The organism is Micromonospora sp. FIMYZ51 (genome assembly GCF_038246755.1).
Lineage (GTDB): Bacteria > Actinomycetota > Actinomycetes > Mycobacteriales > Micromonosporaceae > Micromonospora.
Map to the genome: position 1 here is coordinate 1,885,915 of NZ_CP134706.1, position 26,289 is coordinate 1,912,203.

20 protein-coding genes, 5 tRNA genes and 2 pseudogenes are annotated in these 26,289 nt (G+C 71.5%); 15 read left to right on the plus strand and 12 right to left on the minus strand.

Annotation, left to right across the window (positions count from 1 at the left end; genetic code table 11):
• The first annotated feature begins 50 nt into the window (after positions 1-50).
• Entirely contained in the window at positions 51-968 is a 918-nt protein-coding gene (locus QQG74_RS08785) for a hypothetical protein (RefSeq protein WP_341719782.1), read from the plus strand.
• 188 nt (positions 969-1,156) lie between these two features.
• On the opposite strand, the pseudogene QQG74_RS08790 reads toward QQG74_RS08785, so the two are convergent.
• Positions 1,157-2,355: pseudogene (locus QQG74_RS08790) on the minus strand (IS110 family transposase).
• A 254-nt stretch (positions 2,356-2,609) separates the two neighbouring features.
• On the minus strand, positions 2,610-3,212 hold the full coding sequence (locus QQG74_RS08795; protein WP_341719783.1) for a TetR/AcrR family transcriptional regulator: 603 nt from the start codon (positions 3,210-3,212) through the stop codon (positions 2,610-2,612).
• A 293-nt stretch (positions 3,213-3,505) separates the two neighbouring features.
• On the opposite strand from QQG74_RS08795, the gene QQG74_RS08800 reads away from it, so the two are divergent.
• The 3 genes from QQG74_RS08800 (at position 3,506) to QQG74_RS08810 (ending at position 3,771) form a co-directional block, all read left to right on the plus strand.
• Positions 3,506-3,578: transfer RNA gene (locus tag QQG74_RS08800), tRNA-Gly, on the plus strand.
• 34 nt (positions 3,579-3,612) lie between these two features.
• Positions 3,613-3,683, plus strand: a tRNA-Cys gene (locus QQG74_RS08805).
• A 13-nt stretch (positions 3,684-3,696) separates the two neighbouring features.
• Positions 3,697-3,771: transfer RNA gene (locus QQG74_RS08810), tRNA-Val, on the plus strand.
• A 97-nt stretch (positions 3,772-3,868) separates the two neighbouring features.
• Here the strand turns inward: QQG74_RS08810 and QQG74_RS08815 are convergent.
• On the minus strand, positions 3,869-4,111 hold the full coding sequence (locus QQG74_RS08815; RefSeq protein WP_341719784.1) for a DUF6458 family protein: 243 nt from the start codon (positions 4,109-4,111) through the stop codon (positions 3,869-3,871).
• A gap of 153 nt (positions 4,112-4,264) precedes the next feature.
• On the opposite strand from QQG74_RS08815, the gene QQG74_RS08820 reads away from it, so the two are divergent.
• Positions 4,265-4,337, plus strand: a tRNA-Gly gene (locus tag QQG74_RS08820).
• A 37-nt stretch (positions 4,338-4,374) separates the two neighbouring features.
• A tRNA-Val gene (locus QQG74_RS08825) sits at positions 4,375-4,449 on the plus strand.
• A gap of 94 nt (positions 4,450-4,543) precedes the next feature.
• On the opposite strand, the gene QQG74_RS08830 is transcribed toward QQG74_RS08825, so the two are convergent.
• Complete coding sequence (locus QQG74_RS08830; protein WP_341719785.1) at positions 4,544-5,197, minus strand: polysaccharide deacetylase family protein; 654 nt, start codon at positions 5,195-5,197, stop codon at positions 4,544-4,546.
• Between QQG74_RS08830 and QQG74_RS08835 the strand changes: the two genes are divergently transcribed.
• On the plus strand, positions 5,191-5,580 hold the full coding sequence (locus QQG74_RS08835) for a hypothetical protein (RefSeq protein ID WP_341719786.1): 390 nt from the start codon (positions 5,191-5,193) through the stop codon (positions 5,578-5,580). The genes QQG74_RS08830 and QQG74_RS08835 overlap by 7 nt on opposite strands.
• 52 nt (positions 5,581-5,632) lie before the next feature.
• Here the strand turns inward: QQG74_RS08835 and QQG74_RS08840 are convergent, their stop codons facing one another.
• Together QQG74_RS08840 and QQG74_RS08845 are read right to left on the minus strand one after the other, a co-directional pair.
• A complete protein-coding gene (locus QQG74_RS08840) occupies positions 5,633-6,826 on the minus strand; it encodes an endo-1,4-beta-xylanase (RefSeq protein ID WP_341719787.1) in 1,194 nt (397 codons plus the stop codon).
• Positions 6,827-7,165: 339 nt separating this feature from the next.
• Positions 7,166-8,788: a glycoside hydrolase family 43 protein gene (locus tag QQG74_RS08845; RefSeq protein WP_341719788.1), complete on the minus strand. Its 1,623-nt coding sequence runs from the start codon at positions 8,786-8,788 to the stop codon at positions 7,166-7,168.
• A 256-nt stretch (positions 8,789-9,044) separates the two neighbouring features.
• Between QQG74_RS08845 and QQG74_RS08850 the strand changes: the two genes are divergently transcribed.
• From QQG74_RS08850 to QQG74_RS08865, 4 genes are all read left to right on the plus strand, one after another.
• Positions 9,045-10,337, plus strand: a complete 1,293-nt coding sequence (locus QQG74_RS08850) for an extracellular solute-binding protein (protein ID WP_341719789.1) — start codon at positions 9,045-9,047, stop codon at positions 10,335-10,337.
• A gap of 65 nt (positions 10,338-10,402) precedes the next feature.
• Positions 10,403-11,422 carry a LacI family DNA-binding transcriptional regulator gene (locus tag QQG74_RS08855; RefSeq protein ID WP_341719790.1) on the plus strand — a complete coding sequence of 340 codons (1,020 nt, stop codon included), beginning with the start codon at positions 10,403-10,405 and terminating at the stop codon, positions 11,420-11,422.
• Positions 11,423-11,669: 247 nt separating this feature from the next.
• Positions 11,670-12,686 (plus strand): LacI family DNA-binding transcriptional regulator, encoded by a 1,017-nt coding sequence (locus tag QQG74_RS08860; protein ID WP_341719791.1) that lies wholly within the window; start codon positions 11,670-11,672, stop codon positions 12,684-12,686.
• A gap of 303 nt (positions 12,687-12,989) precedes the next feature.
• Positions 12,990-13,997, plus strand: a complete 1,008-nt coding sequence (locus QQG74_RS08865; protein WP_341719792.1) for an NAD-dependent epimerase/dehydratase family protein — start codon at positions 12,990-12,992, stop codon at positions 13,995-13,997.
• A gap of 12 nt (positions 13,998-14,009) precedes the next feature.
• On the opposite strand, the gene QQG74_RS08870 is transcribed toward QQG74_RS08865, so the two are convergent.
• Positions 14,010-14,984: a nitroreductase gene (locus QQG74_RS08870; RefSeq protein ID WP_341719793.1), complete on the minus strand. Its 975-nt coding sequence runs from the start codon at positions 14,982-14,984 to the stop codon at positions 14,010-14,012.
• A gap of 186 nt (positions 14,985-15,170) precedes the next feature.
• Here QQG74_RS08870 and QQG74_RS08875 point away from each other — a divergent pair, with 186 nt between their 5' ends.
• Positions 15,171-15,809, plus strand: coding sequence for a response regulator transcription factor (locus QQG74_RS08875; protein ID WP_341719794.1), 639 nt, complete (start codon positions 15,171-15,173; stop codon positions 15,807-15,809).
• Between the two features lie 160 nt (positions 15,810-15,969).
• Here QQG74_RS08875 and QQG74_RS08880 read toward each other — a convergent pair whose 3' ends face one another.
• Positions 15,970-17,643, minus strand: coding sequence for a GAF domain-containing protein (locus tag QQG74_RS08880; protein WP_341721184.1), 1,674 nt, complete (start codon positions 17,641-17,643; stop codon positions 15,970-15,972).
• A 104-nt stretch (positions 17,644-17,747) separates the two neighbouring features.
• Positions 17,748-18,752 carry a nitroreductase gene (locus QQG74_RS08885; protein ID WP_341719795.1) on the minus strand — a complete coding sequence of 335 codons (1,005 nt, stop codon included), beginning with the start codon at positions 18,750-18,752 and terminating at the stop codon, positions 17,748-17,750.
• A gap of 185 nt (positions 18,753-18,937) precedes the next feature.
• Here QQG74_RS08885 and QQG74_RS08890 point away from each other — a divergent pair, with 185 nt between their 5' ends.
• Positions 18,938-20,956, plus strand: a complete 2,019-nt coding sequence (locus QQG74_RS08890) for a heavy metal translocating P-type ATPase (RefSeq protein WP_341719796.1) — start codon at positions 18,938-18,940, stop codon at positions 20,954-20,956.
• A 55-nt stretch (positions 20,957-21,011) separates the two neighbouring features.
• Here the strand turns inward: QQG74_RS08890 and QQG74_RS08895 are convergent.
• From QQG74_RS08895 to QQG74_RS08905, 3 genes and pseudogenes are all read right to left on the minus strand, one after another.
• Positions 21,012-21,936: pseudogene (locus tag QQG74_RS08895) on the minus strand (universal stress protein).
• Positions 21,897-24,290 carry a phosphoketolase family protein gene (locus tag QQG74_RS08900; RefSeq protein WP_341719797.1) on the minus strand — a complete coding sequence of 798 codons (2,394 nt, stop codon included), beginning with the start codon at positions 24,288-24,290 and terminating at the stop codon, positions 21,897-21,899. Before QQG74_RS08900 ends, QQG74_RS08895 begins: the two are co-directional and overlap by 40 nt.
• A gap of 138 nt (positions 24,291-24,428) precedes the next feature.
• Positions 24,429-25,253, minus strand: a complete 825-nt coding sequence (locus QQG74_RS08905; protein ID WP_341719798.1) for a universal stress protein — start codon at positions 25,251-25,253, stop codon at positions 24,429-24,431.
• 205 nt (positions 25,254-25,458) lie between these two features.
• Between QQG74_RS08905 and QQG74_RS08910 the strand changes: the two genes are divergently transcribed.
• On the plus strand, positions 25,459-25,695 hold the full coding sequence (locus QQG74_RS08910; protein WP_013732409.1) for an HTH domain-containing protein: 237 nt from the start codon (positions 25,459-25,461) through the stop codon (positions 25,693-25,695).
• Positions 25,695-26,273 carry a Clp protease N-terminal domain-containing protein gene (locus QQG74_RS08915; RefSeq protein WP_341719799.1) on the plus strand — a complete coding sequence of 193 codons (579 nt, stop codon included), beginning with the start codon at positions 25,695-25,697 and terminating at the stop codon, positions 26,271-26,273. The genes QQG74_RS08910 and QQG74_RS08915 overlap by 1 nt, the downstream gene beginning before the upstream one ends.
• The last annotated feature ends 16 nt before the right edge of the window (positions 26,274-26,289 follow it).

Sequence of the window (26,289 nt, forward strand, 5' to 3'; positions counted from 1 at the left end):
CCCGGCGCTCATAGCGTGGCGAATGGAGGCAACTGACGGGAGGACGGATCGTGAAGAGGCTGTGGCGGAGCACGCTACGGATCGGAGTGGTGCTGGCATGTCTCACCGGAGTGGACGTCGCCATGGCCGCGCCGGCGCACGCGGCGTTCGCCACCGAACTCAGCGGCCTGCCGGACCAGTTCACCGCCGGTGGGCGGGTGGAGACGGTCTCCGCCGTGGTGTCGCGATCCGATCAGGGTGGCTGCATCAAGGTCCGCTGGTCGATGGTGCTCGGTGTGCAAGGGTTACGGCTGGACCAGGTGCGGGTGGACCGGATCGAGGAGACCGGCTCGTTTCCGATGGAGGTCCGGATCGAGGGTGACGCGGCCCGGCTGACCGACCGGCAACTCGACCCGGGCACGCTCTGCCCGGGGCGTACGGTGACGGCGCAGTACCGGATCGCCTTCACCGGCGACGTCGACCAGGGCCGGGTCAGCCTGGCCGCCGAGGCGTACGACCAGAACCTGCAACTGCTGTCCCGGCAGACCGCGACGCGCGAGGTGGTCGGCCGGGGTCAGGTGGCCCGGCCCAGTACCGCACCGCCGAGCCGCACGCCGACCGAGGAGCCGACGGTGGATCCCACCGAGGAACCGACGGTCGACCCGGCCGACGAGGAGAGCGACCTCGCCGACGACGCCGGCTACGCGGGCGGGGCCCAGGAACCGCCGGCCGCGGGTGCGGCGGGCAACCAGGTCGCGCAGACCGGCACCGGGATCGGCCTGACCGAGGCCGCGTTCCTCCTCGGTGGGCTGCTGCTCTTCCTCGGTGTCGGGCTGCTGCTGCGGCTGCGGCAGCTGACCCGTGAACCGGAGCCGGCCGCCGCGGGCGCCACCGCGGGGACCACCGCCGCCGGCCGCTGGGAGCGGCAGCCCGGCCGCCGCTCCCGCTGGCGCACCGTCCCCCGCGACCCCACCCACCCGTTGTCCTGACCCACCCCCACCCCTCCCCACTCCCCACCCCTCGCCCCTCGCCCCCGCCCCTCGCCCCGCCGATCATGGACTCTCGGTCGGGTTATACGCCGCGAAAGCCGTATATCGGCGACGATAAGTGCAAGATCGGCGCGGCGATGGGGGTGGGGGTGAGGGCGAGGGAGGGGGAGGTGTCCCTATGGGTTTCGTCAAGCGGGGACGGGGCTGGTCGGGCGGGGTTGGTAGGGGATCTTGTCGCGGAGCATGGCGTATAGGACGTCGCAGCGGCGTCGGGCGAGGCAGATGAGGGCGGCGTTGTGGCGTTTACCTTCGGCGCGTTTGCGGTCGTAGTAGGCGCGGCTGACGGGGTCTGCGAGGGATGCGAACGCGGCGAGGAAGAACGCGCGTTTGAGGTTCTTGTTGCCGCCTCGGGGTGGGTGCTCGCCGCGGATGCTGGTGCCGGAGCGTCGGGTGACGGGGGCGAGGCCGGCGTAGGCGGCGAGGTGGCCGGGGTGGCGAAGGCGGTGCCGTCGCCGACTTCGAGCAGGATCCGGGCGGCGGTCCTGACGCCGATGCCGGGCATCGATGTCAGGACCGGGGCAAGAGGGTGTGCATCAAGCATCCTCTCGACCTGGTCGGCGACTTGGTCGCGTTGGTGTAGGACGTCGCGGAGGCTGTCGGCGAGACGGGGCAGGATCGTCTCGGCTGCTTGGGTGCCGGGGACGGTGACGGTCTGTTCGTCGAGGGCTGCCATGAGCTGTTCGATGAGCCGTTCACCCATGCGGGGTGCGTGGACGGCGGCGATCGAGAGTAGTTTGCGGCGACCGGCTTTGCGGAGTCCGGCCGGTCCGCCGCAGCGCGACAGCAACTCCAGCACGGCCTTGTGGTGCACCTTCGGGCCGAGAACCCGTTCCAGGGCGGGATGAATCTGGGTGAGTAGTCCCCGGATACGGTTCGACACGCGCGTGGCCTCGCCAGCGAGGTCGTCGTCGAAGCCGACGAGGACCTCCAACTCGGCCAGAGCCTCATCTCCGACGTCGACCCGCCGCAGCGTGTGCGGCAGGGTGCGGGCGGCATCAGCGATGACATAGGCGTCGCGGGCGTCGGTCTTCGCGCTTCCGGGGTGCAGATCGGCGATCCGGCGCATCGCCAGGCCGGGCAGGTAGGCCACCTGATGACCGCATGCCCGAGCCACCGCGACCGGCAGGGCGCCGATCGAGGCGGGCTGGTCGACCACCACCAGCACCCGACCGTGGCCGGCGAGTTTGTCGAACAACTGCCTCAGCCGAGCCTCGGTGTTCGGCAACGGTGCGTCGTGCAGCCGCTTGCCGTCCGGCGCCAACCCGACCGCGTGATGATCACCCTTACCGACATCCAACCCGAGGTAGACGCCGTATCCGCCGTGCACCACACCCGCCTCCACGCATCGTCCGTGGCCTCGGCCACAGGTCCAGGCGTCGGACTGCCGGCACCCACGTTACGAAGAGACCAACCCCAAACAGGGCGGCCGTGTCCCTATCAGCGGTCCGCCGACGCCACCCGACCCGGCGACAACACCCCCCGGATCATGCCTACGACAGGGGCAGGAAGTCATACCGGGCCGGGCGACCGAGGAGTCCCCGGCTGGGGACGATCAAAAAGGTAACGGGGGTGGGGGAGGGGTCAGTCGAGTTGGGTGGGGTTTAGGGACAGTTCTCGGGCGGTCACCAGGCGTACCCATTCGGCCAGTTGGCGGCGGGAGATGACGCGGTCGTGCACCGCGGCCTGGACCGCCAGTCCGTCCATCACGGCGTTGATCCGCCACGCGGCGCCGGCCGGGTCCGCGCACTCGAAGACGCCCTCCCGGACGCCGTCGGTGATCACCGTGGTGAGGTCCTGCCGCCACCGTAGGTCCAGCTTGCGGGAGACCTTCTCCAACTCCGGCGTACGCAGCGACTCCGCCCACCCGTCGATCCACATGGCCCAGGACATCGGGCGCCCGGCCGGGGTGTAGAGGCGCAGGATGCGCCGGAGTTTGGTAAGCGGCGGGGCGCTGGACCGGGTCACCGCGTCCAGCCGGGCCAGGTCCTGCTCGACGGCGTACGCGAACGCCTGGGCGAGCAGTCGTTCCTTGGTGGCGAAGTGGTAGAAGACCAGCGCCTGGCTCACGCCGGCGGCCTGCGCCACGTCCGCCGTGCGGGTGTTTGCCAGCCCGCGCTGCACGATCACGTCACATGCGGTGCGCAGCAGGGCATCCAGGCGGATCTCGGCCGCACGTCTCGTCACGCCCGTCACCGTAGCCCATCCATTCGGATACGGCGTGTTACCAAACTCGGTGATCCTTCCCGACAGTCAGAAGCCGGACACTTGCCGCAGCTGGCCCTTCCGCCGTACAGATCACCCCGCCGACGGCGGCTCGCCAAGGTCGCGGCCGGTCGTTGGAACGTCCTGAGCTTCTGACCCAGGCTCCTAGGAAGGCACACGGACCGTTTCGGACGCGCTGGGGCGGGAGTCGATTTGGCAACCTTCCGTCGCTCGGCTAGAGTTCTCATCCGTCACCGGGTAACAGCCGGGGGCATGCGGACGTAGCGCAGTTGGTAGCGCATCACCTTGCCAAGGTGAGGGTCGCGGGTTCGAGTCCCGTCGTCCGCTCGGAGCTGCCGCCACGCGTGACGGGGGCAACCTCGGTGGGGTGGCCGAGAGGCGAGGCAACGGCCTGCAAAGCCGTGTACGCGGGTTCAAATCCCGTCCCCACCTCGTAAGACAACACGGGCGATTGGCGCAGTGGGAGCGCGCTTCCTTGACACGGAAGAGGTCACTGGTTCAAACCCAGTATCGCCCACCAGTTGAACGAACGACGCGAGAGCCCGCACCGGATCCGGTGCGGGCTCTCGCGTTCTGCTGGCGGGTTGCTGACCCGCCGCTCGGTAGGGTGCGACCGCTCACAGCGGCGGCGCGACGTCCCGACGCTCCTCGACCCGGCGGTACTCCACCGGCTCCTCGGTGGTGGCGACCACCTGGCGGCGGCGCCCCCAGACGAGGGTGGTCAGGATCAGGCCGAGTAGCCCGGCGGCCATCAGGATCCAACCGACCACGTCCAGGTCAAGTCCGCCGATGCTCGCGTTGACGGCGAAGGTGAGGATCGCCCCGAGCGCGAGCAGGAAAACACTTGTGCCGATACCCATGACAGCCTCCTTTTCGCAGGGGGTGCGGTGCGCTGTCGAGGAGGCTCTGTACCCCGGTGGTGACCGGCGCAATCACCTCCGTACGTGGGGCCGCCGGCCGGGCGATCTTGTCATCGGGTAGAGTTGGCGCGTCCCCAGGCACCACGGGGGCATGCGGACGTAGCGCAGTTGGTAGCGCATCACCTTGCCAAGGTGAGGGTCGCGGGTTCGAGTCCCGTCGTCCGCTCGCAGCCCGCCGCCAGCACGGGCGCGGCAGCCACCACGGGCGATTGGCGCAGTGGGAGCGCGCTTCCTTGACACGGAAGAGGTCACTGGTTCAAACCCAGTATCGCCCACCAGTCCGGCGCGGCTGAGCAGCAGCGCCGCGACGAGGTCAGGCAGAATCCGCCGGCAGTCGGGCGCGGTCCGAGCCAGGCCGGCGCCGCCGGCGGCTCAGGAAATCTCGGGCAGGACAAAACGCCAGTCGTACGCCCGCAGGGCCGGTATCACGCGGTCGACGGCGTCGACGGTCTGGCTGCGGTCGCCACCACCGTCATGCAGCAGCACCACCGCGCCGGGAGCCACGCCCTCGGTCAGGCGGCGGACCAACTCACCGGTGCCGGGCGGCTCCCAGTCGGTGACCGCCAGCCGCCAGCCCATCGGCCGCATCCCCAACGCGGTCGCCACCGTCGGGCTCTGCCCCCAGGCGCCGTACGGAGCCCGGAACCAGGGCACCGGGGCGTACGGCACGGCCTGCCGGATGACCGCGTTGGTCTCCAGCAGATCCGAGGCGATCCGGCCGGCGCTCCAGCCGCTCATGTCGTGGTGGTGCATGCTGTGGTTGCCCAACGTGTGCCCGGCGGCCATGATCCGGCGGACCAGCGCGGGATGCCTTGCGGCCTGGTCGCCCTGGAGGAAGAAGACTGCCCGGACGTCGTGCGCGGCCAGCACGTCAAGCAGGCGCGGTGTGTGCACCGGGTGCGGCCCGTCGTCGAAGGTGAGGCAGACGACCTGCTCGGTGCCGATCGCCTCGACGGGATGAACCGCCGCACCTGGGCCCGACGCGGTGTGGTGCGGGGTGCGCAGGGGATAGGTGCTGGGTGGCATCGTCGTACCTTCCGTGGCTGGGGCTGGTCTGCCGGTTCGACGGCGGTCGGGCCGACGGCTGTGGTGGCGGTGGTGTCGGTGGCGCTGGGTTCGACGGCGGTGGGGTCGACGGCGGTGGGGTCGACGGCGGTGGGGTCGGTGGCGGTGGGGTCGGTGGCGGTGGGGTCGGTGGCGGTGGGGTCGGTGGCGGTGGGGTCGGTGGCGGTGGGGTCGGTGGCGGTGGGGTCGGTGGCGGTGGGGTCGGTGGCGGTGGGGTCGACGGCGGTCGGGCCGACTGTGGACGGGGCGATGGCTTTCGGGGCGATGGCGGACGGGCCGGGTCGGTGGGTTGCGCCGCACCCGGCCCGTCCGGCATGGCGCTTGCCGGTTCGGGTTTTTGTTAAGAAGGGGCCCTTCCTATACCGCAGGCGTTAATAGGGGGCCCTTCCTTGCACCTCAGCGGCGGGGTTTGGGGGTGATGCGGGGGAGTACGTAGGGCGGACCGGCGAAGATCAGATCGGACTTGATCTCGTGGTACGCGAGCTTGGGCTGGTAGTTCTCGTCGTAGATGGTGGCCAGGCCCTCGGGCGGGTCGTCGAACCAGCCCGGCACCCAGGAGTGCCGGTCGCTGAAGCCCCAGACGGTGTACGACAGGCAACTGCGCACGGCGAGACAGGCTTTCATCAGGACGCTGAAGTTGGCTGCCGAGGCCTGCAACCTCGGGTTGATCTCCTCCGAGTTGCCGGCCTGAACGCCGTCGGTCATCTGGCTACGGACGTCGACCTCGGTGAACGCGGTGGCCAGCCCGAGGGCGGTGAACTTCTTCAGTGCCTCGGTCACCTGGAAGGTGTTGAAGTTGCCGTACTGGGTGCCCAGGTGTCCCTGTGCGCCGACGCCGTCGATCGGGACGCCCTGTGCGCGCAGCTTCTTCACCATGTCGTAGACGAACTGCGTCTTGTCGTCGGCCGGGTTGCCGGAGCCGAACGCCTCGATGTTGTAGTCGTTGTAGAACAGCAGCGCCTTCGGGTCGGCGGCACGCGCCCAGCGGAAGGCGTCGGCGAGATAGCCGGGCCCGAGGTGCTCGGCCCAGAAGCCCTTGTAGTGCAGGGTGGGCGGGTTGTCCCAGGGGTCGCTCACCGCCTCGTTGACCACGTCCCACTGCCAGATCTTGCCCTTGTAACGGCTGACCACCGTGGTGATGTGCTTGCGCAGCAACTCGCGTAGCTCCGCTTTGCTGATGGAGCCGTCGGCGACGCCGCTGGTCAGCCAGGCCGGCAGCTGGTTGTGCCAGACCAGCACGTGGCCGCGTACGCTCTGCTTGTTGCGCTTGGCGAATTCGACGAGCTGGTCGGCCGGGCCCCAGTTGTAGGTGCCGCGGGTGGGCTCCAGGCTCTCCCACTTCATCGCGTTCTCCGCGGTGACCGAGGTGAACTCGGTAGCGGTGATCCGGCGGTACTGCGGATTGCTTGTGTCGTTGAGGGCGGCCAGGTCGACCGCGGTGCCGATCTGGAGACCGTGTCGCAGGCCGAGGGCACCCAGGGTCTGCGTGGTCGGGTCGTACGGTTTGCCGGCGGTGGCCGGCACGGTGTTCAACGCCGCTGCGGTCGCGACGGCGACCGTGGCGATGGACACCCACCTGCTCAGCTTCATCTGCCTACCTTCCGAGGTTGATCGAGAGATGTCGATCATTGCGGGCGGAGTTCGGATCAGGTGTCGGTGAGTCGGGAGAGAGGGCTCGACGCCGGGGTGTTGCGGTGATCATCTCGATGTGGGGGCGGCGCCGATAGTTTCGGTTGGTGGTCGGTAACTTCTCCGAAACGTTAGGACCATCTATTTCCGCCGTCAACCATCCGGAGTTTCGGGAACCCGCTGTATCCGCTGCTGACGACGATCGCGGTGATATCGGAACTATCGGCACCCCGATGGCCTCGCCGAACGGCACCGACCGGGCCGGGCGTGGGTCGCCTCGGCCCGGTCGACGGATCGCCGTCAGTGTTCGAAGTAGCTGGCGTGGTCGAAGTCGGCGTACCGGCCGTCACCGCCGATGTCCTGCACCCACAACCCGAGCAGCGAGCCGGTGAAGCCCCAGGCGGCCGGTTCGCCGTCGACGATCATCGCCGCGTGTTCGTCGGAGAGGATTGTGGCGTCCAGCTCGACGGGCAGCTGCTGCCAACCGTCGCCCAGGTCGTACCCGAAGCGCAGCGCCGGGCCGTCGAAGGCCACCCGCAGGCCGACCCGGGCGGCACCGCCGGTGTCGACCGTGAGTTCCGGGTACGCCCTGCGCCGGCCACTGTCGCAGCTGAGCACCTCCAGCACCACCCGACCGTCGTCGGCGCGGGTCAGGTAGAGATAGTGCCAGTTCTGGGTGTTGTAGTAGCCGGTCACCCCGGCCAGGTGCCGATGGTCGCCGGGGGTGAACTCGACTACCGTCTCCAGGGTGCAGTGCGTGGCGCCCACCCGCCGCGCCACCAGGCTCGGCGTCTGCTTGCCCACCGGCGACTGGCCACCGCGGATCCGCAGGTGCGACGGGCGGGACCGCAGGTCGATCCACTCGTCGGTGGCCGGGCGGCGCAGCGTCGACCAGCAGGCCGCCAGCTCCGGTGCGTCGAAGTGGTCGGTGGTCGGTTCGGCGGGCCACGGGTGCGGCGGCAGGTCCGGGGCGGGGATCTGGTCGGCTGGAATGCCGCCGGGGATGCTGGGCCAGCCGCCCGCCGGCCACTCGACCTTCTGTAGCGCGGTCTCCCGCCCCAGCACGCAGTTGCCCAGCGGGGTGTAGGGGCGGCCGACCAGGTGGGCGAGGTACCAGTCGCCGCCCTGGGTGCGGACCAGGCTGCCGTGACCGGCCTTCTGCAACGTGAGGTCCGGCCGACCGACCGAGGTGAGCAGCGGCCCGGCGGGGTCGACCTCGTACGGCCCGAACAGCTCGCGCGAGCGGGCCACGGTGACCTGGTGCTCCCAGCTGGTGCCGCCCTCGGCGGTGACCAGCCAGTACCAGCCGTCGTGCCGGTAGAGGTGCGGCGCCTCGGTCAGCCCGACCTCGGTGCCGGTGAAGATGATCCGCGCTTCGCCGACCAGCTGCCGGCGGGCCGGATCGTACTGCTGGATCTCGATGCCGCCGAAGCGGTTACGTCCCGGCCGCCAGTCGGCGCTCATCGCGAGCAGCCAGGTGGTGCCGTCCTCGTCGTGGAAGAGCGCGGCGTCGAAGCCGTGCGAGTGCAGCCGCACCGGATCCGACCAGGGGCCGGTGATGGCCGGGGCGGTGGTGAGGAAGTTCTGTGCGTCCCAGTAGCCGCTGGCGAAGCTCGCCACGTCGCTGTAGACGAGGTAGAACAGCCCGTCGTGCCAGCTGAGGTCGGGGGCCCAGATCCCGTTGGAGTCGCCGCAGCCGCGCAGGTCGAGCAGGCGACGTTCGGTGATGATGCCCCCCAGGGCGCGCCAGTTCACCAGGTCCTTCGAGTGGTGCACCCGTACGCCCGGGTACCACTCGAAGGTCGAGGTGGCCAGGTAATAGTCGTCACCGACGCGCAGGATTGACGGATCCGGATGGAAGCCGGTGAGCACGGGGTTACGGATGGACGGCGTGGTGGCCACGTCCGCGATCTCGGTCGACATGTTCGACTCCTTCAAGCTTTGATCCCGGTGGATTTCCGGAATTCTCCCGACCGACACACCGAGAAAGTTCGCTCACGTTATCGGCTGTGGTCCCCTTGCGACAGCCCTCTTGACCGGGCGCGTCGCCGCGTCGTAACGTCCCGGCCATCACATCGAAAATACCGGCATTGAGCTGAAACTTTCGGCCTGCTCTCCCTGGTCTGTCATCGATCGCGGCGCCGCCCCGCGCGTACATAACGTTCATGAAGGGATGACCATGACAGCGCACCTCTCTCGCAGGTCGTTACTCGGCCTGGCCGGTCTCGGCGCGGGCACCGTTCTGCTCGGAGGATGTGGGCGTGGGGAGTCTGGCGGCTCAGCGGAACCGCAGACCATCAAGTGGTGGCACATCCAGGACACCGAGCCCATGCTGCCGGTCTGGGCCGAGATGGCGCGGCTGTACGAGGTCCGGCACGAGCACGTCACGATCAAGGTCGAGCCGCGGGAGAACGAGGCGTTCAAGGCCGAGCTGGCCAAGGTGAGCCGGGCGGGGTCGCCGCCGGACCTGTTCCAGTCCTGGGGTGGTGGCCTGCTGCGTCAGCAGGTCGAGGCGGGCCTGGTCCGGGACATCACCGACGAGGTGGCGCCCTGGGTCGGCCAACTGCTGCCGGCGGCGTTGCAGCCGTACACGGTGGACGACCGTCTCTACGGCGTCCCGTTCGACCTGGGCATGGTGGGCTTCTGGTACAACCGGGACCACTTCGCCGACGCCGGCATCACCTCGCCGCCGACCACCTGGACGCAGCTGCTGGAGGCGGTCGGCAAGCTCAAGGACGCCGGGATCGTACCCATCGCGCTCGCCGGCAAGGACAAGTGGCCGGCGCACTTCTACTGGGCCTACCTGGCGATGCGGGTGGGCGGCCTGGGACCGCTGGAGCGCGCGGCCCTGGACGGCAACTTCGACACCCCGGAGTTCGTGACCGCCGGTGAGCGGTTCCTGGATCTGGTCAAACTCAAGCCGTTCCAGTCGGGTTACCGGCGCGCGGAGTACGGCTCACCGGACGGGCAGGCCGCAGCGATCGGCAACGGCGAGGCGGCCATGGAGCTGATGGGCCAGTGGGCCCCCTCGATCCAGGCGTCCTCGTCGACAAGCAAGCGGGGCATCGGCAGCCGCCTGGGCTTCTTCACCTTCCCGACCGTGGAGGGTGGCAAGGGCGAAGCCACCGACGTGCTCGGTGGCGGCAACGGCTTCGCGGTGGGCCGCGGCGCGCCGAGCGCGACCGTGGATTTCCTGCGCACGCTGTTGCGGGCGGAGAATCAGCGCAGGGCGGCCCAGACCGGTGCCGTGCTGCCCACCAACCTTGCTGCTGTCGGTCAGATCAAGGATCCGAACAACCAGGTGGTGGCGGCCAACCTGGCCGTCGCGACCGGGTTCCAGCTCTACCTCGACCAGGCGTTTCCGCCAAAGGTCGGGCAACAGATCAACGACAGCGTCGCCGACCTGGTCGCCGGCACCAAGCGGCCGGACCAGATCGTCAAGGACATCACCGCCGTGGCGAGGAGCCAGTAGCGATGAGCTATCCCGGCGGTCCGCAGCCGGCGTCCGGGCAAGCGCGAGGAGAGGGAGGGCGCCGCGTGGCTGCCAACGACAACCGCACCGTGACCATCGCGGCGATCGCCCGCCTGGCCGGGGTGTCGGTGCCGACGGTGTCTCGGGTGATCAATGGTCGTTCGGATGTGGCTCCGCAGACTCGTGCGCGGGTGGAGGAGTTGCTGACGCGGCATGGGTATCGGCGTCGTCCGCCGAGTATGCGGGCGAGTTCGGGGTTGTTGGATCTGGTGTTCAATGATCTGGACAGTCCGTGGGCGGTGGAGATCATTCGGGGTGTCGAGGACGTGGCGCACGCGTCCGGGGTGGGCACCGTGGTCTCCGCCATCCACCGCCGCACCTCCTCGGCCAAGCAGTGGCTGGACAACATCCGGACCCGGTCCACCGAGGGGGTCATCTTCGTGACCTCCACCCTCGAAGGGCCGCAGCAGGCCGAGTTGCGGCGGCTCAACATTCCCGTGGTGATCGTGGACCCGGCCGGGGTGCCCGCCCAGGAGGCACCGACGGTCGGCGCCACCAACTGGGCCGGCAGCCTACGGGCGACCGAGTATCTGATCGGTCTGGGGCATCGGCGGATCGGGTTCATCGCCGGGCCGCCGCAGTTGATGTGCAGCCGGGCCCGGATGGACGGCTACCGGGCGGCACTGGAGGCGGCCGGCATCCCGATCGACGACCGGCTGATCCAGCCCGGCAACTTCTATCACGAGGCCGGTTTCTCCGGTGGGGTGCGGTTGTTGGGGTTGGCGGAGCCGCCGACGGCGATTTTCGCGTCGAGTGATCAGATGGCGTTGGGTGTGTACGAGGCGGTGCGGCAGCGGGGTCTGCGGGTGCCGGACGACATCAGTGTGGTGGGGTTCGATGATCTGCCGGAGGTGCGGTGGTGTTCGCCGCCGTTGACCACGGTGCGTCAGCCGTTGGCGGAGATGGGGATGTTGGCCGCGCGTACGGTGTTGCGGCTGGCCAAGGGGGAGAAGGTGGAGAGTCCGCGGGTCGAGTTGGCCACCGAACTCGTCATCCGGGACAGCGCGGCGGCACCACGCAGCTGAGCCGTCCGGCCGGCCCGCGACCGTCGACGCGCAGCCGGCACCGGGCTCGCTCGCCACGGGTCGACCCGGCTCGCCGCCGCCGTTGCCCTGCCGGCTGATCTCGCTGTTGGCCGTTGACCCGGTGTGAACCGCACCAACTACCGGTAGGCGGCTGAAATTCCCGGCATTAGGGTGGGGAGGGCAGCCGGCAGCCCGTCCCGGCCGTCCCTTGTCGCCGCGCGGGCTGTCGCCTTGGCTAGGGAGTGTCGTGGCTGCCAGAGAAGCCCCCAAGGTCACCATCTCGGTGATCGCCGACTTGGCCGGGGTGTCGGTGCCGACGGTGTCTCGGGTGATCAATGGTCGTTCGGATGTGGCTCCGCAGACTCGTGCGCGGGTGGAGGAGTTGCTGACGCGGCATGGGTATCGGCGTCGTCCGCCGAGTATGCGGGCGAGTTCGGGGTTGTTGGATCTGGTGTTCAATGATCTGGACAGTCCGTGGGCGGTGGAGATCATTCGGGGTGTCGAGGACGTGGCGCACGCGTCCGGGGTGGGCACCGTGGTCTCCGCCATCCACCGCCGCACCTCCGCCGCCGAGCAGTGGCTGGACGGCATGCGCCGACGGGGCACCGACGGGGTCATCTTCGTGACCTCGATGGTGGAGCCCCCGTTGCAGGACGAGTTGCGTCTGCTCGACATCCCGGTGGTGGTCGTGGACGCCGACGGCCTGCCGGCTCGGGACGCGCCGACGATCGGGGCCACCAACTGGGCCGGCGGGCTGCGGGCCACCGAGTATCTGATCGGTCTGGGGCATCGGCGGATCGGGTTCATCGCCGGGCCGCCGCAGTTGATGTGCAGCCGGGCCCGGATGGACGGCTACCGGGCGGCACTGGAAGCCGCCGGGCTGAGCTTCGACGAGAAACTCGTCTGTCCCGGGGACTTCTATCACGAGACCGGTTTCTCCGGTGGGGTGCGGTTGTTGGGGTTGGCGGAGCCGCCGACGGCGATTTTCGCGTCGAGTGATCAGATGGCGTTGGGTGTGTACGAGGCGGTGCGGCAGCGGGGTCTGCGGGTGCCGGACGACATCAGTGTGGTGGGGTTCGATGATCTGCCGGAGGTGCGGTGGTGTTCGCCGCCGTTGACCACGGTGCGTCAGCCGTTGGCGGAGATGGGGATGTTGGCCGCGCGTACGGTGTTGCGGCTGGCCAAGGGGGAGAAGGTGGAGAGTCCGCGGGTCGAGTTGGCCACCGAACTCGTCATCCGCGACAGCGCCACCCAGGCCGCCTGAGCGAGGCTGCACAACTTCCGATCGGCTACCGATATTTTTCCGGAAGTTGTTGACTGGAGTATCGGATGCGGCCGACGATGGTGATTGCGAACCTTCGATGAAGGAGCCGGTAGGTGGTAGCCCGCCGTGCCCGCGGCACCGTCGACCGAGCCCGCGCCGGCCGGACAATCAGGCGTCCGGCCGACGCGGGCGACCCACCTTCAGCCGGACGGCCGCCGGATCGCGTGGCGTTCTGCCGACGGCAGATCCGCCAAGGGTGAACAGCACTCCCGCACCCGGCCAGTCGGCGGCAGGGTGGTCCGCATGCGACTTCTCATGTTGGGCGGAACGGGATTCGTGGGTGGGGCGACGGTCGCGGAGGCGCTGCACCGGGGCTGGTCCGTCACCGTGTTCAACCGTGGCCGGCACGGCTCGCCGCCGGCCGGCGTACGACGACTTGTGGGTGACCGGACCACGGCCGACGGGCGGACCGCGCTTGCCGACGGGGAATGGGACATCGTCGTCGACACCTGGGACGGCGCGCCCCGCGACGCGCGGGCGACAGCGCGGGTCCTGGCCGGCCGGATCGGCCACTACGTCTACGTCTCCAGCGGCTCGGTCTACGCGCCACCGGTGCCGCTCGGGGCGACCGAGCAGACCCCGGTGGTACCGGCGGACCCGGATGCCGCCGACGACGGGGACTACCCGACCCTGAAGTCCGGTGCGGAACGGGCGCTGCGGGAGGAGTTCGGCGAACGTGTTCTGCTCGCCCGGTCCGGGCTGATCCTCGGCCCGGGAGAGGACATCGGCCGGCTGCCGTGGTGGCTGACTCGGATCGCCCGCGGCGGCGACGTCCTGGCACCGGGCCCGACCGACCTGCCGGTGCAGTACATCGACGTACGCGACCTGGCCGTCTTCCTGCTCGACGCCGGGGCCGCCGGGCGCGACGGTGCGGTGAACGTGGTGGGCCGCTCCGGGCACACCACGATGGGTGAGCTGCTCACCGCCTGCGTCACGGCAACCGGCGCGAACGCCCGGCTGCGCTGGGTCGAACCGGAACCGATCCTGGCCGCCGGTGTGGTGCCCTGGAACGACCTGCCGATCTGGGTCCCGCCGGGGCACGAGTACCGCTGGTTGCAGGAGATGGCCGTCGACCGGGCGTACGCCGACGGATTGACCTGCCGGCCGGTGACCGAGACCGTCGCGGACACCTGGGCGTGGCTGCGCCGGGTCGGCGACCTCCCGGGCCGGGCCGGTCGGCCGGCCCGAGCGCCGGTCGGCCTCGACCCGACGCGGGAGGCCGCGTTGCTCGGCACGAGCCGCGCGACCTGACCCGCGTCGGTCCTATCCGTGGTGCACCGGCAGGTCCAGCACCTCGTCCACCATCCGGCGAGGGGTGGGCCGGCCGGGTTGGCCGTACCCGATCCGCATGACCATCTGCGGCGTGCCGAAGCGCCCCAGCGACATCCGGAGCTGTTCCCGCGCGGACGGCACCTCGACCGGCTGGGACATCATCGACACCGACAGGCCGGCGTCGGTGGCGGTGAGCAGCACCCGCTGTAGGGCCTGCCCGGCGACGACCTGGTCGATCGCGGTGTTGCCGGGCGAGCCGAGGACCGCGACCAGCGGCTCCGGCTCGAAGTCGCGCCCGGCCGCCCGGGGCCGGCCGCCGAAGCTGCGGGACGGAAGCAGGTCCTGCGGTTCGGCCAGTGGGCCACCGGCGGTGACGGGTACGCCGTCGGGTGCGTGCGCAGCGCGGACCCATGCCTCCCGTTCCGCCCGGTAGGCCGGATCGCGTTCGAGTACCCGGTGCGCGCTGTGCGCGATCTCGGCGAAGGCGTTGACCGCGCTGACCCCGATCAGCAACTCCAACCAGCAGAATTCGGCCCGGGCCGCCTCGCCGAGCTGCCAGCGCGCGTCCGCCGGTACCGGATCGGGCCAGAACGGGGCCCGGTTGCTGAACCGGCGGGCAATTGCCGCGTACAGGCTCTGCTCAACGGGGGTGGGCCGGCGCGGCAGGTCCGGCACCAGCCGGGCCACCACATCCGGTTCCGACGGGTACGGGCGCAGCCGGACCGTCGCCGGCGCGCCGGCCACCGCCAGCGCCAGGCGCAGGTTGAACAGCGCCGCGCCGCAGGCGACCCGGGCACCCCAGCCGCTCGGATCGGTGGCGGGCAACCGGCGGGCCGCGTCGACCAGCACCTCGATCCCGCCATCGCGCAGCCGGAACCGCCACGGCTGGACGTTGTGCAGGGACGGCGCGCGGACCGCGTCGGTTGCCGCCACCCGCAACTGCTCAGCGCTGTAACCGCTCCCCATCGCCCTACCCCCTCACCATCGCCCTCGCCTACACCCCCACCCTGCCCGCACCGCACCCCCACCCATCAGGGCCACACGTCCCAACCGCCCGGGACCCACCTCCCTGTCCACCGGCCGGATGAGGGCGTGGGTGGCTCGGGACCTTTGGCCCGGGTGCCGGATGGGTGGACGGGGTAGAAAGGAGGGGTGATTCGGGTGTTCTTGCTGGACGACCACGAGGTGGTCCGTCGTGGTCTTGCTGATCTGCTGCACGCCAGCGGCGACATCGAGGTGGTCGGCGAGTCCGGCTCCGCCCCGGAGGCGGCGCGCCGGATTCCGGCGCTGCGGCCGGACGTGGCGATCCTCGACGCCCGGCTGCCCGACGGCAACGGCATCGACGTCTGCCGCGACATCCGGGCGGTGGACTCCTCGATCAAGGGGCTGATCCTCACCTCGTACGAGGACGACGAGGCACTCTTCGCCGCGATCATGGCCGGCGCCTCCGGGTACGTGCTCAAGCAGATCCGCGGCACCGACCTGGTCGACGCGGTACGCCGGGTCGCGGCCGGCCAGTCACTGCTCGACCCGGCGATCACCACCCGGGTTCTGGACCGCATCCGCAGCGGCGTGGAGCAGCCCCGCGAGTTGCAGGCGCTCACCGAGCAGGAACGGCGGATCCTGGAGTACGTCGCCGAAGGGCTGACCAACCGGGAGATCGCCGGCAAGATGTTCCTGGCCGAGAAGACGGTCAAGAACTACGTCTCAAGCGTGTTGGCCAAGCTCGGCCTGGAACGGCGCACCCAGGCCGCCGTGCTGGCCACCCGGCTGCTCGGCAAAGGCCACTGAACCCGAGCACCGAACCAGCCCGCGAGCACCGAACCAGGCCGCGAGCACTGAACCAGGCCGCCGTGCTCGCCACCCGGCTGTCCGGCAGGAGCCGCACCGTGCTGGCCGCCCGGCTGTCCGCCACACGCCACCGATCGTCGGTCGGCGTGGGCGTGGCTGGTCAGTCCCGCAGCGGCACCGACCAGCACAACTCGGTGCCGCGAGGCTGAGCTGCGCGTACCTCGAACGTGCCGCCGTGGCGCTCGGCGCGTTCGCGCAGGTTCACCAGCCCGCCCCGGGCGGCGGTCGGATCGCAGCCCACCCCGTCGTCGGTGACCCGGACGGTGACCCGGGTGGCGGCGGCGATCACCGCCACCGACACCGCCGACGCCTCGGCGTGGCGTACGGCGTTGGAGAGGGCCTCGCGGAGCACGGCGGTGAGGTCGGGACGGACCGCGTCCGGGACGGCGCTGTCGATCGGCCCGGTCAACTCCAGCCGGGGGCGGAAGCCCAACGACTCGGTGGCCACCTCGATCGCCTCGCGGATCTCGGTGCGCAGCGCCGCACTCACCGGGCTGCGCAGCTCGAAGATGGTGCGCCGGATGTCGGAGATGGTGGCGTCCAGGTCGTCGACCGCCGCGTTGATCCGCTTGGCCAGCTCGGGGCGGGCGGCCAACGGCACCGCGCTCTGCAATTGCAGGCCGGTGGCGAAGAGCCGCTGGATGACCACGTCGTGCAGGTCCCGGGCGATCCGCTCGCGGTCCTCCAGGACCACCAACTGCTCGCGTTCCTCCTGGCCACGGGCGCGTTCCATGGCCAGCGCGGCCTGCCCGGCGAAGCTGCCCAGCAGCACCACGTCGTCGTCGGTCGCGCCACCGTGCTCGGCGGAGTACGCGATCACCAGCACGCCGTGCAGCGTGTCGGCGGTGGCCAGCGGGGAGATCACCGCCGGCCCGGTGTGCAGCACCGCCGGCCACGGCGCGGCATGCGCGAGATCGTCCACCAGGTCGTGCCGCCGCTGCGCGATCGCCTCGGCGAAGCTGGTGTCGGCGGCCGGTAGCACGGTGCCGGCCAGGGCACGGGCCTGGGTGCCCGCGCCGTCGACGACCTCCACGGTGAAATGGTCGGCCTCGTCGTCGTAGAGCAGCACCAGGGCCAGCTCGGCCTCGGCGACCTCCCGCGCCCGACGGGCCACCAGGGTCAGCGCGTCGGTCCGGCGTACCTCGCCGAGCAGCAGCGAGGTGATCTCGGCGGTGGCGGCGAGCCAGCGTTCCCGCCGGTGGGCCAGCGCGTACAGCCGGGCGTTCTCGATCGCCACGCCGGCCGCTGCCGCGAGCGCCACGACGATCTCCTCGTCGTCCTCGGTGAACTGCGCGCCGCCGTGCTTCTCAGCCAGGTAGAGGTTGCCGAAGACCTGGTCGCGGATGCGGACCGGCACGCCGAGGAAGGTGTGCATCGGCGGGTGGTGCGGCGGGAAGCCGTACGAGTCGGGATGCTTGGTGATGTCCGGCATCCGCAGCGGCTTCGGGTCGTCGATGAGCAGGCCGAGTACGCCTCGGCCGTGCGGCAGGTCGCCGATCTTGGCGTGCAGCTCCGGCGAGATGCCGTGCACGATGAAGTCGTGCAGCAGCCGGTCCGGGCCGATCACGCCGAGCGCGCCGTAGCGGGCGCCGGCCAGCTCGCAGGCCGACTGCACGATGCGTTGCAGGGTGCTGCGCAGGTCGAGATCGGTGCCGATCCCGACGACCGCGTCGAGCAGCGCCCGCAGCCGTTCCCGGCTGGTCACCACCTCGCCGACCCGGTCGAGCATCTCCTGGAGCAGCTCGTCCAGGCGGACCCGGGAGAGCGGGCTCAGCCCGAGCGAGGGTGGCTCCGGTCTGGGGTTGGGTGCACCGACGGTCACCCGGCGATGCTATCCGGCGGGTGATCGGGAAGGGTACACCCCGCAGCCGGTCCTGGTCAGGCGGTGCCGTCGACCGCCGTGGTGTCCACCACCTGCTCGCGCGGCAGCCGTGGGGTGTGCGGTGGGCCGGCGTGGGCCGGGTCCGCGACCCCGAGGCGCAGGACGAGGTACGGATAGCCGAGCCCGGAGAGCACCTGCCGGAGGATCTGCCGGGTGCCCGCCACCTCCACCACCCCGCTCAGCGGCACCACGGAAACTCCCAGCCGGGTGGCGGCCAGCCAGGCGGCCGAGAGCGCCTCGCCCGCGCGCAGCCAGCTGACCGGGGTCTCCTCGTCGCCGTGCAGCACGCCGTAGGAGGCCGCCTGGTCGTGGCCCGGCCCGACCGGCAGGTTGCCGGGGCGGCCGAAGTCCCGGCCCGGGACGGTGGTTTGCGGTGCCTCTTCGGGCAGCACCTCCGGGGTCAGCCCGACCCCGCCCGCGCGGCTGGTCCAGTAGGCCAGTTCCTCCCGCAGCTGCGGATCCTCCGCCTCGACCGCGGCGGCGTGCGAGGCGGCGGCGGCCAGTTGCAGGACCTGGTCCCGGTTGAGGATCTCCAGGCGGGCGCCCTCGCCATCGGCGGCGGTGGCGATCGCGTTCAGCGCGTCACCGCTGACCGGCTCGTCGCTGACCGGCCGCCGGTCGGTGTGCCGCACCTGCATGCATTGCACGCTGCGCATGGCGTCCGGATCGGTGCCGGCCGGGCGTGGGTCGGTGAGTCGGGCGAGCAGCTCCGGCTCGGCCGGGTCGGGCAGCCGGTGGACGGTGGCCGTCCAGCCCTCGGCGGCCAGCGCCAGTCGGGCGTGGTGCAGCGCGGCGCCGCAGCTCAGCGTGACCAGCTCGGCGTCCGGGTCGGTGGCCGCCAGCTGGCGGTCGCGCACCATCCGCAGCTCCAGCGCCTCGGGTAGCACCCGCCAGCGCCACGGCTGGGTGTTGTGCACCGACGGGGCATGGCCGGCCATCGCGGCGGCCTCCGCGAGCGCGGTGGCCAACGGGCGGTGGGTAGCCGGCGTCTGGTGGCTCATCTCACGACCTTTCCGTCTGTGCCATCGTGCCGCACCACGGTACGTCTGCGGGGCGGGTCGGTGTTCATCCTGTGCCATCCGCCGTCCGTACGCACGCCCCGCTGGTCCCGCCCGGACGGGCACTCCGGCCCGGAATCTGACCGGAGCGCCCGACACCGGGCCCCGGAGGTTGGGACGATCCGCAGGTGGGGGAGCAGTCGGCGGCGGGCGGGTCGGGGCGGGACGAGCGGGTGGACGGGCCCGAGTGCCTGCCGGAGCGGCCGGTGCGATCCGACCGGCCCGAGCCTGGGGCGGCGGGTGGCCGGCCGGACTCCGGGGCGGGTGGCCGGGCCGGTCGGCGGCGCATCCGGTGGGGGCTGTGGACGCCGCTGACCGGGCTCACCGGGTTGGTGCTGGTCGGGGCGGTGCTGTGGCTGTCCGGGCGGTCCGGCGCGGCCGACGCCGTCTGGGCGGTGGTGACGCTCACCGCGCTGCTGCCGGCGGCCGTCTCGGTGCTGCGGCAGCTGTGGCGGCGCCGGTTCGGCGTGGACGTGATCGCGGTCCTGGCGCTGGCTGGCGCGCTCGGCGTCGGGGAGTACCTGGCCGGTGCCGTGATCGCGGTGATGCTGGCCACCGGCCGGACGCTTGAGGCGTACGCGCAGCGCCGGGCGACCCGCGACCTGCGGGCCCTGCTCGAACGGGCACCGCGTACCGCGCGGCGGCGTACCCCCGACGGCGGCGTCGAGGTGGTGCCGGTGGACCGGGTGGCGGCGGGGGACCGGCTGCTGGTCGGCCCGGGTGACGTGGTTGCCGTCGACGGGGTCACCGAGGCACCGGCGACGCTCGACGAGTCGGTGGTCACCGGGGAGTCCCGGCTCGTCGAGCGGGCGGCCGGCGAGGCCGTGGCCAGCGGCGTGATCAACGCCGGTGCCGGGTTCGGGCTGCGGGCCACCGAGAGCGCCGAACGCAGCACGTACGCCGGGATCGTCCGGCTGGCCCAGGAGGCGACCGCGCGCAAGGCGCCCACGGTACGGCTGGCCGACCGGTACGCGGCGGCCTTCGTCCCGTTCACGCTGGCCCTGGCCGGTCTGGGCTGGGCGCTGTCCGGGGACTTCATCCGGGCGGTGGCGGTGCTTGTGGTGGCGACCCCGTGCCCGCTGCTGCTGGCCACCCCGATCGCCATCGTCTCCGGGCTGTCCCGGGTGGCCCGCCGGGGCGTTCTGGTACGCGACGGCGGTTCGCTTGAGGTGCTGGCCCGCGCCCGTACCCTGCTTGTCGACAAGACCGGCACGCTCACCGCCGGCCGGCCCAGATTCGCCGAGACCGTCGTCGCGCCCGGCGGCGAACCCGACGAGGTGCTGCGGCTGGCCGCCTCGGTGGAACAGCTCTCCCCGCACGTGCTGGCGGCGGCGCTGGTGTCCCAGGCCGGTGAGCGCGGATTGCGGCTGACCACCCCGACGGAGGTGACCGAGGAGCCGGGTCGGGGCGTGCGCGGCCGGGTCGACGGCCGCTGGATCCAGGTCGGCCAGCTCGCCAGCGATCTGCCCGGCCGGACCGGGCACGCCGGTGACCTGCCCGGGTGGGCGGAACAGGCCCGGTCCCGGGCCGAAGCGGCGGGACACTCGGTGGTCTGGGTGACCGACGCGGGTGGCCCGCTCGGCGCCGTCCTGTTCGAGGACCCGGTACGCCCCGACGCGTCCCGGGCCGTGTCCCGGCTGCGCGCCGCCGGGCTGTCCCGGATCGTGATGGTCACCGGGGACCGGCCGGGTACCGCCCGACGGGTCGCCGACGCGGTAGGCGTGGACGACGTACTGGCCCGGTGCACCCCGCAGGAGAAAGTGGCCCGGGTACGGGCCGAGGCGCAGCGGGCGGTCACCGTCATGGTCGGCGACGGGGTGAACGACGCTCCGGCGCTGGCCGAAGCGCAGGTGGGAGTGGCGATGGGGGCGACCGGGGCGACCGCCTCGGCCGATGTCGCGGACGCCGTACTGACCGTCGACCGGCTCGGTCCGCTCGCCGACGCCGTCGAGGTGGCCCGGTACGCCCGCCGGATCGCCGTGCAGAGCGCCACGATCGGGATGGGGCTGGCCGTCCTCGCGATGGGCTTCGCGGCGGCCGGCCGGCTGCCGCCGGTCGCCGGGGCGTTCCTCCAGGAGGGGATCGACGTGCTGGTGATCCTCAACGCGCTGCGCGCCCTGGGCGGCGGTCCCCGCCACTCGGACTGACGCCACCGCGCGGCGGAAAGCGCTGGCCGGGGCCGCCGCCCCGGCCAGCGGTCGATCAGCGTTCCCGGATCACCGCGACCGGGCAGTGCGCGTGCTGGATGAGCTGCTGGCTGACCGAGCCGAGCAGCATGCCGCGCAGGCCGCCACGACCCCGGGTGCCGACCACCATCAGCTGCGCGTTGCGGCTGGCGTCGATGAGCAGCCCGGTGGGGGCGGCGACGGCGGTCTCGACGGTCACCTCGACGTCGGGGAAACTCTCCCGCCAGCGACGCAGCGGCTCGTCCAGTTCGGCGCGCTGGTCGGCGAGCGCCGCCTGGTCGGCCTGCTCGCCGCGGAGCTGCCACTGTTCCCGCGCGGGTTGCCAGGCCCGCACCACGTGCAGCGGGACCCGGCGCAGGGCGGCCTGCTCGACGGCGAAGCCGAGGGCGAGCAGCGAGTGTTCCGAACCGTCCACGCCGACCGCCACGTGCCCGGCCCGGGCACCGCCGGCCGTGTCGCGGCGGACCACCACCACCGGGCAGTGCGCGTGCGCGGTGACGCTGACCGCGGTCGAGCCGGCGAGCAGGCCGGCGAAGCCGCCGTGCCCCCGGCTGCCCAGCACCAGCAGTCCGGCGTCGGTCGAGCACTCCTCAAGCACCAGGGCGGGCGGGCCGTCGAGCACCTCGCCGCGTACCGTCAGGTCGGGGTGCGCGGCGGCGGCGTCGGCGGCGGCCTTGTGGACCAACTCGTCGACCTGCTGCCGGGCCCGCTCGTCCGGCCACATGCCGGGCGTGATCCCGGGCCCGATCCAGCCGGCCACGGTGAGCCATTCGAAGACGTACGCCAGCCGGACCGGGCGCCCGTCGCGACGGGCCTGATCCAGCGCCCAGTCCAGGGCCGCCGCCGCGTCCGGTGAGCCGTCGTAGCCCACCACGATCTCTGCCTCGGTCATCCGGACCTCCTAGCGGTTGGTCGGGTCGGTCTCGTGGATCCAGCGCCACTCCGACACCCGTGGATCGTCCTCACCGAAGCGGCGGGTGTAGTCCCGGCACGCCTGCCGGGCGTCGACCATCTCCTGCCGCAGGTGCGCGGCGCGGGCGGCCAGGCCGGGCACCCGGTCGATCACGTCGATCACCAGGTGGAACCGGTCCAGGTCGTTGAGCATCACCATGTCGAACGGCGTGGTGGTGGTGCCTTCCTCTTTGTAACCACGGACGTGCAGGTTGTTGTGGTTGGCGCGCCGGTAGGTGAGTCGGTGGATCAGCCACGGATAGCCGTGGTAGGCGAAAATGATCGGCTTGTCCCGGGTGAAGATGGTGTCGAACTCCGAGTCGGGCAGCCCGTGCGGGTGTTCCGACGGTGGCTGGAGCCGCATCAGGTCGACCACGTTCACCACCCGCACCTTCAGCTCGGGCAGGTGTTTGCGCAACAGGTCGGCGGCGGCGAGGGTCTCCAGCGTGGGCACGTCCCCGGCGCAGGCCAGCACCACTTCGGGTTCGCTGCCGGCGTCGGAGCTGGCCCAGTCCCAGATGCCCAGGCCGCGGCGGCAGTGCTGGACCGCCTCCTGCATGGTCAGCCAGTTCGGCGCGGGCTGCTTGCCGGCCACCACCACGTTTATGTAGTTCCTGCTGCGCAGGCAGTGGTCCATTGTGGAAAGCAGGGTGTTCGCGTCCGGCGGCAGGTAGACGCGGACCACCTCGGCCTTCTTGTTCATCACATGGTCGATGAAGCCCGGGTCCTGGTGGGAGAAACCGTTGTGGTCCTGCCGCCACACGTGGCTGGAGAGCAGGTAGTTCAGGGACGCCACCGGCAGCCGCCAGGGGATCTCCCGGGTCACCTTCAGCCACTTGGCGTGCTGGTTGACCATCGAGTCGACGATGTGAATGAACGCCTCGTAGCTGGTGAAGATGCCGTGCCGGCCGGTCAGCAGGTAGCCCTCCAACCAGCCCTGGCACAGGTGCTCGGAGAGCACCTCCATGACCCGGCCGTCGGGGGAGAGGTGGTCGTCGCCGGGCACCGTGGCGGCCACCCAGGCGCGGTCGGTGACCTCGAAGGCGGCGCCGAGCCGGTTGGAGGCGACCTCGTCCGGGCCGAACAGGCGGAACGTCTGCGGGTTGGCGGCGATCACGTCCCGGACCCACTTGCCCAGCTCGCCGGTTGCCCCGGCCATCGGCTCGCCCGGACGCGGCACGTCGACGGCGTAGTCGCGGAAGTCCGGCAGGACCAGGTCACGCAGCAGCATGCCGCCGTTGGCGATCGGGTTGGCGCTCATCCGCCGTGGCCCCTTCGGTGGCAGGTCGGCCAGCTCGGCGACCGGTGCGCCGGTGGCGTCGAACAGCTCCTCCGGCCGGTAGCTGCGCAGCCATCGTTCCAGCTCGGCCAGGTGCGCCGGGTCGGTACGGACCTGCGACACCGGCACCTGGTGTGCGCGGTAGGTGCCCTCGACCTGCTTGCCGTCCACGTCGTGCGGGCCGGTCCAGCCCTTCGGCGTACGCAGCACGATCATCGGCCAGCGGGGGCGCTCCACCGTGCCACCGGAGCGGGCGCGACGCTGGATGTCGGCGATCTCGTCGAGGGCTCGGTCCAGGGTCGCGGCGAGCGCCTGGTGCACGGTGGCGGGGTCGTCGCCGGCCACCACGTACGGCTGGTAGCCGTAGCCGCGCATGAGGTCGATCAGGTCGGACTCGGGGATCCGGTCGAGCACCGTCGGGTTCGCGATCTTGTAACCGTTGAGGTGCAGGATCGGCAGCACCGCCCCGTCGCGGGCCGGGTTGAGGAACACGTTCGACAGCCAACTGCCGGCCAGCGGGCCGGTCTCCGCCTCGCCGTCGCCGATGACGCAGGCGACCAGCAGGTCGGGGTTGTCGAAGGCCGCTCCGTAGGCGTGGCTGAGGGCGTACCCCAACTCACCGCCCTCGTGGATCGAGCCCGGCACCTCGGCCGCCACGTGGCTGGGGATGCCGCCGGGGAAGGAGAACTGGCGGAACAGCCGGGCCATGCCGGCCTCGTCGCGGGCGATGTCGTGGTACAGCTCGCTGTACGTGCCTTCGAGCCAGGTGTTGGCCACCAGCGCCGGCCCGCCGTGCCCCGGCCCGGTGATGTAGATGGCGTTCACGTCCCGGGCGACGATGACTCGGTTGAGGTGTGCGTAGATGAGGTTCAACCCGGGGGAGGTGCCCCAGTGCCCGAGCAGCCGGGGCTTGACGTGCTCAGGGGCCAACGGTTCGCGCAACAGCGGATTGTCCAGCAGATAGATCTGCCCGACGGTGAGGTAGTTTGCCGCCCGCCAGTAGGCGTCCAGCCGGCGCAACTCGTCTTCGGTCAGGGGACTGTGCAGCGCTACAGCGGTATCCATACTGTCCAAGCCTCTCGCGGGTGGGTGGATCCTGCATCCGCAACTCGCGGGTTCACGTCTGATCCTTCCCGGATCGGTGATGATGGATCAGGGCCAATGGTCCCGCCCGTACGGGCGTCCTGGCCGCACCTACGGGCGTCATGACTCGTCGGGCGGGCCGGACACACCGCGTACCACGATCACCGGTGCCGGCGAGTGGTAGAGCAGCGCCTGGCTGACCGCGCCGAGCATGCCGCGCAACGGCTCGTCGCCCCGGGCCGCGACCACCGCCAGCTGTGCCGAGCGCGACTGGTCGACCAGCACCTCACCGGGGTCGCCACAGACGGCGTGGCACTCGATGGCGACGTCCGAGCGGTCGGCGGCGCACCGGGACACCAGCTCGCGGAGCTGGTCGCCGGCCGACGCGACGTCCCCGTCCGGCTCGACCACCCGGACCGCGAGCAGCCGGGCCCCCTGCCCGGCGGCGCAGGCCAGCGCCCAGGTCAGTGCGATCTCCGAGGTGGCCGAGCCGTCCACCCCGACCAGCACCGGACCGCGCGGCGGCGGTTCCCGTCGGATGACCAGCACCGGGCGCTCGGCGCGGGCGGCCACCTGCACCGCCGGGCTGTCGGCCGGGATGCAGCGCTGGCAGTGGGACATGCCGCCGTCCCCGATGGCCACCAGGAAGGCCGCCGCGGACCGGCGGACCAGGTTCGCCACCGCCGAGCCCTCGGCTATCTCGGTGGTGACCGCAAGCGCCGGCTCGATCTGTCGCACCGCGGCGGTGGCCTGGGCGATCAGCTCCTCGGCGTCGGTGCGCGACGCGGAAACCGCCGGTGCCTGCATCGCCGCCCAGTTGAAGGCGTGCAGCAGGTGCAGCCCGCGACCGTGCGCGGCGGCCACCCGCGCCGCGATCCCGGCCACGGTCGTGGCGTCCTCCGGACCGACGCCGGCGAGCACCGGTCGGTCGCTGGCTGAGGTCATCCCGACACCACCCCCGCAGCTGTCGCGCCGGCCTGCGTCCGAGGCTAGCGGTGACGGCGTGGCGTGCGCCTCGTTTCGGCGCTATGGCGATTACCGCCCGCCGTCATCCGCCGTCATCCGCCGTCTCGCCGGAACAGAATCGATCAGTCACCGTTGTGTCAACTGAGGTTGACGAACATGGCGGTGTCAATGTAAGTTGACAGGCATGAGTCAGGCAACGGAACTGGCAGCCGCGGCCGGTAGCACCGACCCCCGGGTCGGCCTGCGCGCGGTCCGCGCACTGCGCCGGCTGCTCGAACGGCTTGAGGTGGTCCAGGTGGACAACGCCCGACGACAGGGCTGGTCCTGGCAGGAGATCGCCGACGCACTCGAGGTCAGCCGGCAGGCGGTGCACAAGAAGCACGCCGGGCGACCGGCGGTCGAATCCTCCTGGGAGGCGTGATGTTCGAACGGTTCACCGACCGGGCCCGCACCGTCGTGGTCCGGGCCCGCGACGAGGCCCGAGCCGAGGGCCAGCGACCGGTCGGCACCGAGCACCTGCTGCTCGGCATCCTCGCCGACGACGACAGCCTGGCCGTGCGGGTGCTCCGCGACGTCGGGGTCACCGCCGACGACCTGCGGGCGCGCATCCGTCGGCACACCGAGACCGGTGGCGTGGGTCTCGCCGAGGCCGACGCCGCCGCACTACGTGAGATCGGCATCGACCTGGCCGCCATCGTGGCCCGGATCGAGGAGTCCTTCGGCCCCGACGCGCTGCGCGAGGCCGTACCGGCGCCCCGGCGTCGCTGGGGGCGGCGCCGCCACTCCGGTGGCCCCTTCTCCAGCCGGGCCAAGAAGGTGCTGGAGCTGTCGCTGCGCGAGGCGATACGGCTGCGTCACCGGCACATCGGCACCGAGCACATCCTGCTCGGGCTGCTACGTGAGCGCGGTGGGCTCGGCGCACTGGTGCTCAGCGAGGCCGGCGTCGACCTGGACGACGTACGCCGTCGAGTGACCCTCGTCCTGCGGGAAGCCGCCTGAGTCGCCGAACCGGGCA